The 14,537-nt window shown below is 63.5% G+C and carries 13 protein-coding genes; 4 read left to right on the forward strand and 9 right to left on the reverse strand.

The features are described 5' to 3' along the window. Positions 1-177: 177 nt before the first annotated feature. The 3 genes from ygfZ to NTU39_RS15335 are packed head-to-tail and all read left to right on the forward strand — an operon-like array spanning position 178 to position 2,463. A complete protein-coding gene (gene ygfZ, locus NTU39_RS15325; protein ID WP_257957989.1) occupies positions 178-1,296 on the forward strand; it encodes a CAF17-like 4Fe-4S cluster assembly/insertion protein YgfZ in 1,119 nt (372 codons plus the stop codon). A 22-nt stretch (positions 1,297-1,318) separates the two neighbouring features. Continuing rightward, positions 1,319-1,633 carry a DUF4936 family protein gene (locus NTU39_RS15330; RefSeq protein ID WP_174984265.1) on the forward strand — a complete coding sequence of 105 codons (315 nt, stop codon included), beginning with the start codon at positions 1,319-1,321 and terminating at the stop codon, positions 1,631-1,633. Then, entirely contained in the window at positions 1,624-2,463 is an 840-nt protein-coding gene (locus NTU39_RS15335) for an NRDE family protein (RefSeq protein ID WP_150662929.1), read from the forward strand. The genes NTU39_RS15330 and NTU39_RS15335 overlap by 10 nt, the downstream gene beginning before the upstream one ends. A gap of 65 nt (positions 2,464-2,528) precedes the next feature. On the opposite strand, the gene NTU39_RS15340 is transcribed toward NTU39_RS15335, so the two are convergent. The 9 genes from NTU39_RS15340 to NTU39_RS15380 all read right to left on the reverse strand — a co-directional run bounded on the left by NTU39_RS15340 (position 2,529) and on the right by NTU39_RS15380 (position 12,625). After that, positions 2,529-3,524, reverse strand: a complete 996-nt coding sequence (locus tag NTU39_RS15340; protein WP_257957990.1) for an NADP-dependent oxidoreductase — start codon at positions 3,522-3,524, stop codon at positions 2,529-2,531. Between the two features lie 94 nt (positions 3,525-3,618). After that, entirely contained in the window at positions 3,619-4,059 is a 441-nt protein-coding gene (locus NTU39_RS15345; RefSeq protein WP_039398004.1) for a PaaI family thioesterase, read from the reverse strand. 138 nt (positions 4,060-4,197) lie between these two features. Beyond that, positions 4,198-4,803: a bifunctional nicotinamidase/pyrazinamidase gene (pncA, locus tag NTU39_RS15350; RefSeq protein ID WP_257957991.1), complete on the reverse strand. Its 606-nt coding sequence runs from the start codon at positions 4,801-4,803 to the stop codon at positions 4,198-4,200. A gap of 15 nt (positions 4,804-4,818) precedes the next feature. After that, positions 4,819-6,915 carry a 3-hydroxyacyl-CoA dehydrogenase NAD-binding domain-containing protein gene (locus tag NTU39_RS15355; RefSeq protein ID WP_257957992.1) on the reverse strand — a complete coding sequence of 699 codons (2,097 nt, stop codon included), beginning with the start codon at positions 6,913-6,915 and terminating at the stop codon, positions 4,819-4,821. A gap of 91 nt (positions 6,916-7,006) precedes the next feature. After that, a complete protein-coding gene (locus NTU39_RS15360; protein WP_150662933.1) occupies positions 7,007-7,723 on the reverse strand; it encodes an ABC transporter ATP-binding protein in 717 nt (238 codons plus the stop codon). Continuing rightward, positions 7,716-8,543: an ABC transporter ATP-binding protein gene (locus tag NTU39_RS15365; RefSeq protein WP_257957993.1), complete on the reverse strand. Its 828-nt coding sequence runs from the start codon at positions 8,541-8,543 to the stop codon at positions 7,716-7,718. Before NTU39_RS15365 ends, NTU39_RS15360 begins: the two co-directional genes overlap by 8 nt. Further along, positions 8,540-9,823, reverse strand: a complete 1,284-nt coding sequence (locus NTU39_RS15370) for a branched-chain amino acid ABC transporter permease (RefSeq protein ID WP_150662934.1) — start codon at positions 9,821-9,823, stop codon at positions 8,540-8,542. The genes NTU39_RS15365 and NTU39_RS15370 overlap by 4 nt, the downstream gene beginning before the upstream one ends. After that, positions 9,823-10,719 carry a branched-chain amino acid ABC transporter permease gene (locus NTU39_RS15375; RefSeq protein ID WP_257960092.1) on the reverse strand — a complete coding sequence of 299 codons (897 nt, stop codon included), beginning with the start codon at positions 10,717-10,719 and terminating at the stop codon, positions 9,823-9,825. Before NTU39_RS15375 ends, NTU39_RS15370 begins: the two co-directional genes overlap by 1 nt. Before the next feature lie 277 nt (positions 10,720-10,996). Next, positions 10,997-12,625, reverse strand: a complete 1,629-nt coding sequence (locus NTU39_RS15380; RefSeq protein ID WP_150662936.1) for a 3-(methylthio)propionyl-CoA ligase — start codon at positions 12,623-12,625, stop codon at positions 10,997-10,999. A 273-nt stretch (positions 12,626-12,898) separates the two neighbouring features. On the opposite strand from NTU39_RS15380, the gene NTU39_RS15385 reads away from it, so the two are divergent. Next, entirely contained in the window at positions 12,899-14,416 is a 1,518-nt protein-coding gene (locus NTU39_RS15385; RefSeq protein WP_257957994.1) for a protein adenylyltransferase SelO, read from the forward strand. Positions 14,417-14,537: the final 121 nt, after the last annotated feature.

Here is a 14,537-nt window from a genome sequence, read left to right on the forward strand (position 1 = left end):
GGATAAGTCGCGCGATGACGACAGCGGGTTCGGGGGACTCGTCTGCCGGGCGCGCGTGGCGGCAACGGTGTCGGGGGCGCATTTTGCGCGTCGAACCGGGCTCGCACGTCCTGGCGGAAGACCCAATATAATACTTTGACTTGCCGAACCCTCACAGATTGACAGGCACTTTCGTTTATGACCTCCACATGGCGTGATCTTCTGCCGCAAGCGGCAGCCGCTTCTCCTTCCGATATTTCGTCCGATGCACGTGCCGCACAGTTCGATGCGTTGCGCACGGGCAGCTTCGTCGCGCTGGCGAGCGACACCGGCCTCATCGCCGTAAACGGCGCCGACGCGGCGGCGTTCCTGCACGGTCAGTTGACCAGCGACGTCGAACGTCTGTCGCCCGTGCAGGCCCGTCTGGCGGGCTATTGCTCGGCCAAGGGACGCCTGCTCGCGACCTTCCTGATGTGGCGCGACACGTCGCCCGACGCGACGATCTATCTCGCCAGCGACGCCACCGTGCAGGCCCCCGTCCAGAAACGTCTGTCGATGTTCGTGCTGCGCGCGAAGGCGAAACTGACGGACGGCACCGCCACGCATGTCCTGCTGCAAGTCGGTGGCCCGGCCGTTGAGGCCTTGCTGTCGCGGACGTTCGCGTCGCTGCCCGCCGCCGCGCTGGCAGCCGCGCATGCCACCATGGGCGACGCTCCCGGCAACGGCACCAGCCTGATTCGTCTGCCCGATGCCGGTATGGCCCGCTCACTTTCGCGCTTCCTTTGGAGCGTGCCGGTCGCGCAAGCCGCCGCAGTCTGGAACTCGCTGGTCGGCACGGACGGCGTCGTCGCCGTCGACCCGACGCTCGCGACCTGGCTCGACGTGCAAAGCGGTGTGGCCCGTGTCACTACGGCAACGCAAGAGCAGTTCGTGCCGCAGATGATCAACTGGGAAGTCGTGGGTGGCGTGAACTTCCGCAAGGGGTGCTACCCGGGGCAGGAAGTCGTCGCGCGCAGCCAGTATCGCGGCACGATCAAGCGTCGGCTCCATCTGGCCCATGTTGACGGCGTGCAGCCGGAGCCGGGACAGGAGCTGGTCGAAACGAGCGATCCCGACCAGCCCTGCGGCATGGTGGTGCTGGCTGCACCGGCACCGAATGGCGGTTATGACGTCCTCGTCGAGCTGAAACTCTCCGCACGCGAAGCCGACGATGTCCGCCTTGGCCCGGTCGACGGTGCAGCGCTGGCGTTCGGTGAGCTGCCTTACGAGATCATCGATCCGACGGAAGTGCCAGCATCGTCGGCCGCAGCATCCTAAGTCGGCCCTACGGCCAGCGCTAATGGACTGTTACGTCTACTACCGTGTCCCGACCACGCAGACCGACGCCGCCCGTGACGCTGTCGCCCGTCTCTTTGCATTGACGGCCGGACGCTTCGGCGTTTCCGGCCGCATCCAATGGCGGGCCGACGTCTCAGTCAACGACGTCGCCAAAGGCGGCACGACCTGGATGGAGCGGTACGACGACGTCGATGCCGCCTTCGTCGAGGCGCTACCGCAATTGGCCGTCGAATCTGGTCTGGCGTCGTTGCTCGAAAGCGAACGCCACATCGAATGCTTCGTCGATATCCCGACGCCCGCCTCCCCATGTGCCTGATCGTCTTCTCCTGGCAGCCCGATGCCGCCACGCCGCTGGTCGTACTCGCCAATCGCGACGAATTCTTCGAGCGCCCTGCAGAGCCTCTGCATTGGTGGTTGGATCATCCCGATATCCTTGCCGGGCGCGATCTGCGCGGCGGCGGCACGTGGATGGGGGTCAATCGTGTGGGACGCTTCGCTGCCCTGACCAACTTCCGCGATGGCCGGGCACCGATGGCACCGAAGGACTCGCCGTCGCGCGGCCTGCTCGTGTCCGCCATGCTCGACGCGACCTCATTCGACGACGATCTGGCGCGTGTCGAGAAGCACGCCCACGAATACGCAGGCTTCAACCTGCTTGCTGGCGATTTGCCTGCGCGTAAGTTGTATTGGTTGGGGAATCGGGTGACGCACGCGGGAGATGGGCGGACAGCGGAACAAACAGGAGGCCGAACGTCTCTTCCTGTGGCCCACGCGATCGCGCCGGGCTTTCACGGACTATCGAACGCGCTTCTGGACACGCCGTGGCCCAAGCTAGTGAGTCGACGCAATGCGCTGCGCGACGCGCTGGAGAACGGTGCCGACGACATCGCTCTCATGGAAGTCATGCGCGACGCCGTCGAAGCCGCCGATGAATCACTGCCTGAAACGGGCGTGACGCATGATTGGGAAAAAAAGCTCTCGGCGGCATTCATCGCATCGCCCGCCTACGGAACGCGCTGCACGACATTGCTGCGTTATCACCGCGACGGTGTCATCGAAGTGACCGAGTCGACCGTCTCGCCGTCGCAACCTGCGAGCGAATTGCGCAATCTGCGACATTACCGGTTCGACGTCAACAGCGTCTGATCGTCGGTAAGTCGACGAAAACACCGGCCGACCAGCATTAGGCATCTGGCAATTCGGCCGGAGACTTACACCAACCGCACGATCTGCTTGCCAAAGTTCTCGCCCTTGAGTAATCCGAGGAATGCGGCGGGTGCGCTCTCAATGCCCTGCGTCATCGACTCGCGGTAACGCAGTTCACCGGCAGAGATCGCTTCGGTCAGTTCCTTGAGCGCCTGCGGCCAGATGTCCAGGTGTTCCATGATGATGAAGCCTTCAAGCTTCACACGTTGCGTGAGCAACAGCGACGGGTACTTCATCGGAATCGGCTCGCCGTTGTACCCCGCGATCATGCCGCACAGTGCGATGCGCGAATGCGCGTTGAGGTTGCGCATCACGGCGTCGAACACCTCGCCCCCCACGTTCTCGAAGTATCCATCGATGCCTTCAGGCGCAGCGTTACGCAATGCTTCGTAGACGTTGCCCGCCTTGTAATCGACACATGCGTCGAAGCCGAGCGTGTCCACGACGTACGCACACTTCTGTTCGCCACCGGCGATGCCGATCACACGGCATCCTGCCCGCTTCGCCAACTGCCCTACAACGCTACCCACCGCGCCGGACGCCGCGCTCACCACAACCGTCTCGCCCGCTTTCGGTGCAATGATCCAGTTCAGACCGTACCAGGCCGTCACCCCCGGCATGCCCGCGGCACCCAGATAAGCGCTCATCGGCACGCTTGCATCGTGAAGACGACGCAGATTGCTGCCGTCCGAAATACCATACTCCTGCCAGCCGAACATGGCCGTCACGGCATCCCCCGGTTGCCAGTCCGGATTTCGCGACTCGATCACCTCGCCCACGGTCGCACCGATCATCACCGTATCGAGCGGCTGCGGCGGTGCGTACGACTTGGCGTCGCTCATCCGGCCCCGCATATACGGATCGAGGGAAAGGTAGAAATTGCGCACCAGCACCTGTCCGTCGCCCAGCTCCGGCAGCTCAGGAGCAGCCAGGTGGAAGTTGTCGAGCGTGGCTTCCCCCGTCGGGCGGGAGACCAGCAAAATCTGGCGATTGATCGTCATGAGACTTCCTCCGCATGAGTGACATGCATGAATTACGTGATTGCATTACGTGAACGAGTGACCTGACCGCGCGATTGGGTTGCGTCGCGGAACCTCAGTCGCCGCTGGGCTCGCCCGGCCGACGTTGCTCGTGCACTTCGCGTCCAACCGCCAGACGCCGCAGATACTTGAACGTGCCCATCGCCTTGGCGACGAGCTTGCCGTTGGCATCTCGCACCTCACCTTCGCAATACGCCATCGTCGTCGAGCGATGCAGCAAGCGGCCGAACGCGCGCATTTCACCCGAACCGGGCTGCATGAAGCTCGTCTTCATTTCGATGGTCACGACACCGGTACCCTCCGGAGCGACGCTACGGCTCGCGGTGCTCAGCGCAACATCGAGCAGCGCCATCGTGACGCCGCCGTGCATCACCTCCCAGCTATTGAGATGCTTGGCCGACAAGTCCAGACGCAACTCCGACTCGCCGTTCTCCGCGCGCAACAACTCGATGCCCAGATGATCGATAAATCCCGAACGAATCGTCAGCGCACTCATCGGGAACTCCGGCCGCATTGGCCTTCACGGTAAAACTTGTCCATCGCCTTGTCTTCAACTTACGACGTCGCCCATGCGGCGCGACATCTGATTTTCATCGGTAACCCTACGATCGCGCCGAGGCGCGCCCACCCTCATCTACTCGCGTGATACGCCCGCAGCGGCCAATGCCGCCCATGCCGTGGCCAACGAACCGTTCAGGTCGATGGCGCGGCACGCGTGTTCGATCACACACGCATCGAAGCCTGCGGCTTTGGCGTCGAGCGCACTCCACGCGACGCAGAAGTCCGTCGCGAGTCCCACGCAATGCACGCGCCTCACGCCCTTCTCGCGCATATAGCCCGCGAGGCCCGTCGGTGTCTTGCGGTCGGCCTCCAGAAACGCCGAGTAGCTGTCGACGCTCGTCTGATAGCCCTTGCGCACCACCGCCTGCGCATGCGGAAGATGCAAATCCGCATGTAACGCCGCGCCCTGCGTGTTCTGCACACAATGCGTCGGCCACAACACCTGCTCTCCATACGGCAACGTGATCGTCTCGAACGGTTGACGTCCGGGATGATTGTCGGCAAACGACACGTGCGCCGCCGGATGCCAGTCCTGCGTGATCACCACATGAGCGAACTGACTCGCCAACGCGTTGATCGCCGGGACCACCTCGTCCCCATGAGGAACTGCCAGCGCGCCGCCCGGCATGAAATCGTTCTGCACGTCGATCACGAGCAGCACTTCGTCCATTGGCTTCATGTCCCGCCCCTCCCCTTAGCCGTTAAAACGCTTCCCGGCTTCGGCCAATTCGGCCAGTCGCGCGGCGGGTATCCAGTCTTCGCCGTGCTCGCCACTTTCGAAAGACTTCACACGCGCAAGCACCTTATCGAGTCCGATCGTATCGGCGTAGAGCATCGGGCCGCCGCGCCACAGCGGGAAGCCGTAGCCATTCAGATACACCATGTCGATGTCCGACGCGCGCGCCGCCGTTCCGTCGGCCAGCACTCTGGCGCCTTCGTTGACCAGTGCGTACACGAGGCGGTCGACGATCTCTTCGTCCGAAAAGACGCGCGACGTAATGCCGTTCGTCTTGCGATAGTCCTCGAGCATTTGTGCAACTTTGGCCGACTCGCGCGGCGTACGGTCGCCCTCGGCATAGTCGTACCAGCCGGCGTGCGTCTTCTGACCATAGCGCCCCGCTTCGCAAAGTACGTCGGCAATCTTCGGATATACGATGCCCGGCTGCTCGGCATGACGGCGCTTACGAATCGCCCAACTGACGTCGTTGCCCGCCAGATCGCTCGTCCGGAACGGCCCCATCGCGAAACCGAAACGCTCGATGGCTGCATCCACCTGCGCAGGCGTCGCGCCTTGCTCGACCATCCACTGCGATTGTTTGAAATACGGTTCGAGCATGCGGTTGCCGATGAAGCCGTCGCACACGCGCGCCACCACGGCCAGCTTGCCGATACGCTTCGCGAGCTTCATCACCGTTGCAAGCACATCCTTGCCCGTATTTGCGCCGCGCACGACTTCGAGCAGACGCATGACGTTCGCCGGGCTGAAGAAATGCATGCCGATGACGTCCGCCGCGCGCGAAGTGGTTTCCGCCAGCGCGTCGAGATTCAGCGTGGAGGTATTCGATGCCAGAATTGCGCCGGGCTTCGCGATTTTGTCCAACTCGCGGAAAACGACCTGCTTGATCGCCATGTCTTCGAAAACAGCTTCGACGATCAGATCGGCGTCGGCCACCGATACGAAATCGGTGCTGCCGTGAATGCGTGCCAGCCGCTTCTCCGCCTCATCGGCCGACAGCTTGCCGCGCGTGACGGCCCGAGCGTAGTTGCTGCGCATGGCCTCGACGCCGCGTGCCAGCGAGGCTTCAGTCGTATCCACCAGCGTGACGGGAATACCCGCATTGGCAAACGTCATCGCAATGCCGCCGCCCATCGTTCCCGCACCGATGACGGCCACGCGCTCAATGCTGCGCACCGGCGTATCGTCGGGCACGTCCGCAATCTTGGCGGCAGCACGCTCACCGAGAAACGCGTGGCGCAACGCCTTCGATTCCGGCGAACTCACGAGTGCGACGAAACACTCGCGCTCGAATTTGACGCCCTCGTCGAACGGACGCTGCAACGCCGCTTCGACTGCCGCCACACACTTATGCGGTGCCGGAAAATGCGGTTGCTCGCGCTGCACCTTGTCTCGTGCGGCGTCGATGGCCGATTGAGCCGAGCCGTCGGCGTCTTCGATTGCGACGTCGCGCAGTCGCGGCAGCGCGTTTCCGGCGTCGGCGACGTCACTGGCGAACGCGATGGCGCCCGCCAGCAAATCGTCGTGATTACCCTCGAAAACATCAGAAAAAAGCGTACCGACAAGCGTTTCGGACTTCACGACGCGCCCCGTCACCACCATGTCGAGCGCACGCGCGACGCCGATAGCACGCGGCAGGCGTTGCGTGCCGCCTGCCCCTGGGAGCAAGCCCAGCTTCACTTCCGGCAAAGCAATTTGCGCGCCCGGCAACGCCACGCGATAGTGGCAGGCGAGCGCCAGTTCAAGACCACCGCCCATGGCGACCGCATGCACCGCCGCGACGACCGGCTTGGTGCACGCATCAAGCGCATTGATCACGTCGACGAGCAGCGGACTCTGCGTGGCTTTAGGCGTATTGAACTCGCGGATATCGGCACCACCGGAGAACGCCTTGCCGCTGCCGATCAGCACAATCGCGCGCACCTGTGCATCCGCCTGGGCCTGTGTCAGTCCTTGCGCAATGCCAGCACGCGTCGCATGCCCCAGACCATTGACCGGGGGATTCTCCAGCGTGATGACGGCCACGCCGTCACGAACCTCATAAGCCGTGCTCATCCTTGTCTCTTTCCTTATAGTGTTGGCGTCGTTTGGGGGTGCCGCGATCCCGCAAGCTGCGGCAAGACGATCATCCGATTCTAGCGCAGCGCTACACCTCAAGCCATTCGCGACGGATCTCGTGCGCGGCCGCAAGCGCCTCCGGGGTGCCCTCGAAAACGAGCGCTCCGCGCCCCATGACGGCAACGCGCTGCGCACAACTCAGCGCGAGCGAGAGCTTCTGTTCGATCAACAAAATAGCGACGCCCGTCGCTCGCAGATCCGTGAGAATCCGTCCAATGCGAGCCACCACACGCGGCGCGAGCCCCTCGGTCGGTTCGTCGACGATCAATAAATCCGGCCCGGCCATCATGGCTCGACACAGAGAAAGCAATTGCTGCTCACCGCCCGATAGCGAAGCGGCCGGTGCATCACGACGCGGTGCCAGCTCTTCAAAGCGCTCAAAGGCCTGCGCAACCGTCATTTCCCGGCCGGAGTCGCCCGAGCCAGTCCGCTGCTTCACGACACGCTGGCCAAGCTGAAGATTCTGGAGCACCGTCAGCGGCCCGAAGACGTCGCGCGTTTCCGGCACGTAACCGATGCCCAGTCTGGCGATACGATGTGACGGCAGTGCGGTCAGCGATTGCCCGTGCCAGCGGATCTCTCCCTCGCGGGCCACCTGCCCCATGATGGCGCGAGCCAGCGTGGAGCGCCCCGCCCCATTGCGCCCAAGCACCGCCACGATCTCGCCCGGCGCGACCCGCATCGTCACACCGTGCAGCACCCGACTGCCGCGATAACCAGCTCTGACGTCGATCAACTCAAGCATCGCGGCCCTCGCTCGTTGCATCGACGTCGAATCTATCTGCGAATTCGCCCAGATACGCCATCCGCACGTCGGGATGGGTACGAATCCGGTCTGGCGTGTCACACGCGATCACGACACCGCGCGCCAGCACCGCGATTCGGTCGGCAAGCGAGAACACGACCTGCATGTCGTGTTCGATCATGAGCAGCGAGCGCCCCCGGCTCAGTTCGGCGATCAGTGACACCATGCGCACCGACTCCGACTGGCTCATACCGGCGGTCGGCTCGTCGAGCAGCATCACGTCGCCCGCCGATGCCGCGCACAACCCGACCTCCAGCACACGCTGCTCTGCGTAGCTCAACGCCCCCGCAGGCACATCGCGCCGGGCCTCCAGCCCAAGACGTTCGAGCCATGCTTCGCTGCGCCGGGTCACATCGTCCAGACCCCGCATGCGCCGCCAAAATGTGTAACGATGGCCGCTCGGCCAAAGACCTGCGCACCGCAAATGGTCGATCACACTCATCTGGCCGAACAATTGCGACGTCTGAAAGCTGCGCGACAACCCGAGTCTGCTGATGACATGGGGCGGGCGGCCCGTCACATCGCGATCATGCAACAGCACTCGCCCACTATCGGGACGCGTTCTTCCCGTGATGACATCGAACAGCGTGCTTTTCCCTGCGCCATTGGGGCCGATGATGGCAAGCCGCTCGCCGGGCGAGAGCGTGAGATCGACACCCCCCAGCACCTGTGTGCGTCCGAACGCTTTACCGATCCCCCGAACGCTCAGCGCCTGTGCCGGGGTCGCCGCTGAATCCGCACGCATGACGAATGGGCTCATCGCAGGACCTCCGCCGTCACCGCGCCGTCGCCGATCTTGCGGCGCAAACGACGCCCTGCAAACGTCAGGATGACCCCACCCGCAAGACCCGCAACGACAGCGAGCATCCACGCGCCCACGCCCAAACGATGGCGCAGGCCGCCGGTCGACACGCCGTCGACGGCAAGGCGTGCGTCATAGATCATTTCGATGATCGCGACACCGGCAAACAGTGTCAGCACGACGCCCACACACACGGCTGCGTAAGGCTTCCAAAGCTTGCGGAGTCTACCGTCACGCCATGCCTGCCAATGCGCCGCCAGCAGGCCCGCCATGCCACCCGGCACGAACACCACGACGACTAGAAATCCCAGACCGAGATAGAGCTGCCACGCACGCGTCATCGTGGCGAGCACGACGGTCGCAAACACCCCAACGACAGCCCCGAGCATCGGCCCGATGAAATACGACACCCCGCCCAGCACCGTAAAGACGAGCACAATGCCGGAGCGTTCCAGACTGAATGTGTCGGCGCTCACCAGTTCGAAATTCATCGCACCCAATGCACCGGCCACGCCTGCGAACGCTGCCGCGAGGATCTGCATCCGGTATCTCACAGCGGCAGGCGACTGGCCGAGGAATGCGACCCGCACCGGATTGTCGCGCACGGCGCGCGCCAGAAATCCCAGCGGCGTGCGTGTCACGCCAAACATCATGCCCGCAGAGATGAACAACCAGAAAGCGACCAGCCCATAGACTTCGCGCTGCGTCGCGAATGTCACGCCGAACCATGCAGCGCCAAGCGTGCGGTCGGTGGGAATGCCACGCTCGCCACCGAACCACTCGGGCAGCATCGCTGCCATCACCCAGACAAGCTCAGCCACACCGAGCGTGATCATGGCGAATGTCATCCCGGCCCGACGCGTCGTGACATACCCAAGCGTGGCGCCCGCGACGCCCCCGGCCAGCGCCCCCGCGAACGGCACGAGCGCCATCGACACCGGCAACCCCTGAATGCCGATGCGATTCATGCACCACACTCCGGCATACGCGCCGATGCCCGCGTAAGTCGCATGACAAAAACTAAGCAGGCCCGTTGAGCCAAGCAGCAGATTGAAGGAGAGCGCAAGAATCGCGGCCGTCCCCATTTGCGTCATCAGGGTCAGCGCCGCGTCGGACGGAAAGCACCACGGGGCGACACACAGGATGGCGGCAAAGGCACCCCATACGGCGACCCGGCAGCGCCACGACGCAGGACTCGCGGGCGACGCATGTGGCGCGTTCACGATCACCTCGTCCATCACCCCTCCCTCACGCCGAATAGCCCGCGCGGCCGCCACAACAGCACCGCGACCATGAGCAGATAGGGGACGGCCGGTGCCAGTTGCGCAACGCTCAGATGCAACAAGGGCGACAGGAACGACAGGGGTGAGACGGTGTCACCGGCTCCGCCGCTCGACCACCATTGATCGAGTGTCGCGTCGCTCGTCACTGCCCAGGTTTGCAGCAACCCGATCAGCACCGACGCGACGAAAGCGCCGCCCAGCGAACCGAGGCCACCGACGACCACGACGACGAACACCACGCTGCCCACCGTCGCAGCCATGCCCGGCTCCGTCACCAACACGTTGCCGCCTGCCGCACCGGCAAGCGCGGCCAGCGCCGCACCGCACGCGAACACCCCGGTATACAGAGAAGGCACGTCGTATCCCAGCGCCTGCGTCATGGCTGGCTGCGACAGCGCCGCCTGCAGGATCAGCCCGGCGCGTGTCGCACGAAATGCTACCCAGACGAGCAGCGCAATCGCACAGGCAAGGCCCATCAGGAACAGACGATAGGCCGGCACCGCAACCCCGCCCACGTGAACGAGCACGCCTTCGAAGGCTGTTGGCACACCATAGTCGACCGGCCCTCGGCCCCATGCCAGCTGCACCAGCTCAACCACGATATAGGCCAGCCCGAACGTGGCGAGCAATTCCGCCAGAGCACCGCGCGCGCGCAGACGTCTCAGGACGACGCGCTCGAACACCGCGCCCGCAATGCCGACCGCCAGCGGTGCAACGATCAGCGCCGCCCAGAAACCGACCACGCCCGATAACGCATAAGCAAAGTACGCGCCGAGCATGTAGAAACTGGCATGCGCGAAGTTCAGCACGCCGAGCATGCTGAAAATCAGCGTGAGTCCGCTGGACAGCATGAACAGCAGCAAGCCGTAGCTCACACCGTTCACCAGTACGAGGCCGGCGGTGGCACTCAGCAGATGCACTGCGTCTCCTTCGGAAAGCCAATGAAAGACGCGGCGCAAGCGCCGCATCGGGGGAAATTCAGGGTGACATTATAGAGGGGACGTGCCGCCGGAATGGCCCCGGATCGCCCGAAAAACGGCGTCAATGCTGGATTTCGGACGACGAGCACCGCTGAGTCGGAAGATTCCGATTCGGTCTGCGGTGCACGCCGCCCTCACCCCGGAAACGTCACGTCGTCGCCTCGTAATCGCGGAATTTCTCCCGCAACTTGAGCTTGAGCATCTTGCCCGTCGCCGTATGCGGAATCTCGTCGACGAAGACGACGTCGTCCGGAATCCACCATTTCACGACACGCCCCTGATAGAACGCCAGCACGTCCTCACGGCTGAGCGTCGAGCCGGGCTTGCGCACGACCACCAGCAACGGCCGCTCCTCCCATTTGGGATGACGAATCGCAATGCATGCGGCTTCATGAATCTCCGGATGCGCCATAGCGACGTTCTCGACGTCGATGGAACTGATCCACTCGCCGCCGGATTTGATGACGTCCTTGCTGCGATCCGTGATCTGCACATAGCCTTCCGGGTCGATGGTGGCCACGTCGCCGGTCGGGAACCAGCCGTCGATCAGCGGCGACGCGTCGGCGCGGAAATATCGGTCGAGCACCCAGGGCCCGCGCGCGTGCAGATCGCCAAACGCTTTGCCGTCCCACGGCAACGCCTCACCGTCGGGCCCCACGATCTTCAGATCGACACCGTAAATGGCCGTCCCCTGCTTCTCCAGAATGTGCTGCTGCTCCGACTCAGGCAGTTCGCGATGATGCTTACGAAGGTGGCACAACGTGCCGAGCGGCGACATTTCGCTCATGCCCCACGCATGAATGACGCGAACGCCGTAATCCTTTTCGAACGATTGCAGCATGGCGGGCGGGCAAGCCGAACCGCCGATGACCGTTCGTTCCAGCGTGGAAAAACGGGCCCCGATCGATTTCACGTACGTCAGCAACCCAAGCCAGACGGTAGGCACGCCTGCCGAGAACGTCACCCCCTCGGCTTCGAAGAGTTCGTAGAGCGATTTGCCGTCGAGATCCTTGCCGGGGAACACCAGCTTTGCGCCGGTGAGCGCACTGGAGTACGGCAGCCCCCACGCGTTCACATGGAACATCGGGACCACAGGCAGGACGGCGTCGCGCGCCGACATGCACATCGCATCGGGCAGCGACGCGCCGAACGCATGCAGCACCGTCGAGCGATGGCTGTACAGCACGCCTTTCGGATTGCCCGTGGTGCCCGACGTGTAGCAAAGCCCGGACGCCGTGTTCTCGTCCATCGACGGCCACGCGAAGTCACCGTCCTCCGCGGCGATCAGGTCTTCATAACAAAGCAACTTCAAATTCGACGCAGGCATATGGGCCGCATCGGTCATCGCGATCCAACCCTGCACGCCCGGGCACAGCGGCGCAATCGCTTCGACCAGCGGCAGGAAGTTGATGTCGAACGCGACGTAGCGGTCTTCGGCATGCCCCACGATATAGGCGATCTGCTCCGGGAACAGTCGGGGATTGACGGTGTGCACCACGCTGCCCATGCCGGAGACGGCGTAGTAAAGCTCAAGATGCCGGTAACCGTTCCATGCCAGCGTGCCCACGCGCTCGCCGTCGCTCACGCCCAGACGGCGCAGGGCCTGAGCCAGTTGACGGGCGCGCTGCTCGGCGTCGCGCCAGGTATAGCGATGAATATCGCCCTCGACACGGCGCGACACGATCTCGGTGTCGCCGTGGTGGCGGGCGGCATGCGTGAGCAGCGAGGAAATCAGGAGCGGCGCGGCCATCATCTGGCCGAGGAGCGGTGTTGCCATACGTCGAATCTCCAGAAAAGTCGGAAAAACCGGAATTACGGGGATACGTCGGGGAACAACAATGGAAAGACTGAACAGCGAGCGATTGAAAAGCGGCAAGAGCGTCGATGAGAAAGCCGTGTTCGGAAATCATTCTTGACGTGCACGCTCGCCCGGTCAACGCTCATCGCTTGTGCGGCGCAACACGGGCAACGCCCCGCCAGTGTACGCAAGCCGGCAGCAAGCAACGGACACCTCAAGTAGAATGTTTGTTCACCATCAGGAACGTCCCCAATGCCGGCTACCGACCGCTCCGCCACTGTTTCCGCCTCGCTCAAACCGTTCGGACCGCTATCGTTGGCGAACCGTTTCGCGACGCTCGGCACCGAGTTCTTTACCCGTCTGCCGCCCCAGCCGCTCCCCGCGCCCTACCTTGTCGGTTTTTCCGCCGATGCCGCGCGTCTGCTCGGCTGGTCGCCGGACGCCGCGCGCGATCCGGAATTCCTTGCCACGTTCGGGGGCAATACCCCACTGGTCGGTGGCGATCCACTCGCCAGCGTCTACTCCGGGCATCAGTTCGGCGTGTGGGCCGGTCAGTTGGGCGACGGCCGTGCGCTGTTGCTCGGTGAATCGGACGGCCCCGGCGGGCGTTGGGAGATTCAGCTCAAAGGCGCCGGTCTCACACCGTATTCGCGCATGGGCGACGGACGCGCCGTGCTGCGCTCGTCCATCCGCGAATTTCTCGGCTCGGAAGCCATGTTTCACCTCGGTGTGCCGACCACGCGTGCCCTGTGCGTCATCGGCTCGGACGCGCCGGTGCGCCGCGAGACGATTGAGACCGCAGCAGTCGTCACACGTCTGTCGCCGAGCTTCATCCGCTTCGGCCATTTCGAGCACTTCTGGGCAGGCGATCAGTACGAAGCCTTGCGTCAGCTTGCCGACTTCACGATCGATCACCACTATCCGCACTGCCGCGAGGAAGCCAACCCCTATCTCGCCCTGCTGAGCGCCGTATGCGACGCGACGGCCGAACTCGTGGCGCACTGGCAGGCCGTGGGCTTCTGCCACGGCGTGATGAACACCGACAACATGTCGATTCTCGGTCTGACGATCGATTACGGCCCGTTCGGTTTTCTCGATGGCTTCAACGCGCATCACATCTGCAATCACTCCGATACCCAGGGACGTTACGCCTATCAGGCGCAGCCGAACGTCGCGTACTGGAACCTGTTCTGTCTGGCGCAGTCGCTGCTGCCGCTGTTCGGCGAAGGTGAAGCGGCCGTCGAACAGGCAAAATCGGTGCTGCCCGTTTTCAAAACGCGCTTTGCCGAAGAAATCGACCTGCGCATGCGCGCCAAGCTGGGCCTGCGCGAATCGCACGCTGACGACGAGGCGCTCATCAATCGGCTATTCAAGCTGATGCACGAAGGGCGCGTCGATTTCACGCATCTGTTCCGCACACTGGCGACGTTGCAGCTGGACAACCCCGACGCGGACGCCCCGCTGCGCGACATGTTCATCGACCGTCCCGGATTCGACGCGTGGGCTGTCGATTACCGCGCGCGTCTGCGCCATGAGGCCAGCACGGACGCGAAACGCGCCGTGGCAATGCGGCTCGTCAACCCGAAATACATCTTGCGCAACCATCTGGCGGAAGTGGCCATTCGTCGCGCCAATGAGAAGGACTTCTCCGAGGTCGATACGCTGCTCAAGGTGCTTTCGCATCCGTATGACGAACAACCCGAATTCGAGCGCTACGCTGAATTGCCGCCCGACTGGGCCGGTCAGTTGGAAGTGAGCTGCTCGTCTTGATTTTTTTGGGGTTCGGCGCGCCGCGCACGTGGTGTGACCACGCGTTGCAAAGACAGGTTTTGTCCCCATATTGGCTTCCTGACACGCTGAATCCCTTTGAACCCGACTGAACGTAAGCGAC

The organism is Pandoraea commovens (assembly GCF_024704525.1).
GTDB lineage: Bacteria > Pseudomonadota > Gammaproteobacteria > Burkholderiales > Burkholderiaceae > Pandoraea > Pandoraea commovens.

Excerpts from the sequence above, each read along its gene's own strand:
- ygfZ (WP_257957989.1), top strand. The coding sequence starts at position 178 with ATGACCTCCACATGGCGTGATCTTCTGCCGCAAGCGGCAGCCGCTTCT.
- NTU39_RS15330 (WP_174984265.1), top strand. The coding sequence starts at position 1,319 with ATGGACTGTTACGTCTACTACCGTGTCCCGACCACGCAGACCGACGCC.
- NTU39_RS15335 (WP_150662929.1), top strand. The coding sequence starts at position 1,624 with ATGTGCCTGATCGTCTTCTCCTGGCAGCCCGATGCCGCCACGCCGCTG.
- NTU39_RS15340 (WP_257957990.1), bottom strand. The coding sequence starts at position 3,524 with ATGACGATCAATCGCCAGATTTTGCTGGTCTCCCGCCCGACGGGGGAA.
- NTU39_RS15345 (WP_039398004.1), bottom strand. The coding sequence starts at position 4,059 with ATGAGTGCGCTGACGATTCGTTCGGGATTTATCGATCATCTGGGCATC.
- pncA (WP_257957991.1), bottom strand. The coding sequence starts at position 4,803 with ATGAAGCCAATGGACGAAGTGCTGCTCGTGATCGACGTGCAGAACGAT.
- NTU39_RS15355 (WP_257957992.1), bottom strand. The coding sequence starts at position 6,915 with ATGAGCACGGCTTATGAGGTTCGTGACGGCGTGGCCGTCATCACGCTG.
- NTU39_RS15360 (WP_150662933.1), bottom strand. The coding sequence starts at position 7,723 with ATGCTTGAGTTGATCGACGTCAGAGCTGGTTATCGCGGCAGTCGGGTG.
- NTU39_RS15365 (WP_257957993.1), bottom strand. The coding sequence starts at position 8,543 with ATGAGCCCATTCGTCATGCGTGCGGATTCAGCGGCGACCCCGGCACAG.
- NTU39_RS15370 (WP_150662934.1), bottom strand. The coding sequence starts at position 9,823 with ATGGACGAGGTGATCGTGAACGCGCCACATGCGTCGCCCGCGAGTCCT.
- NTU39_RS15375 (WP_257960092.1), bottom strand. The coding sequence starts at position 10,719 with ATGCTGTCCAGCGGACTCACGCTGATTTTCAGCATGCTCGGCGTGCTG.
- NTU39_RS15380 (WP_150662936.1), bottom strand. The coding sequence starts at position 12,625 with ATGGCAACACCGCTCCTCGGCCAGATGATGGCCGCGCCGCTCCTGATT.
- NTU39_RS15385 (WP_257957994.1), top strand. The coding sequence starts at position 12,899 with ATGCCGGCTACCGACCGCTCCGCCACTGTTTCCGCCTCGCTCAAACCG.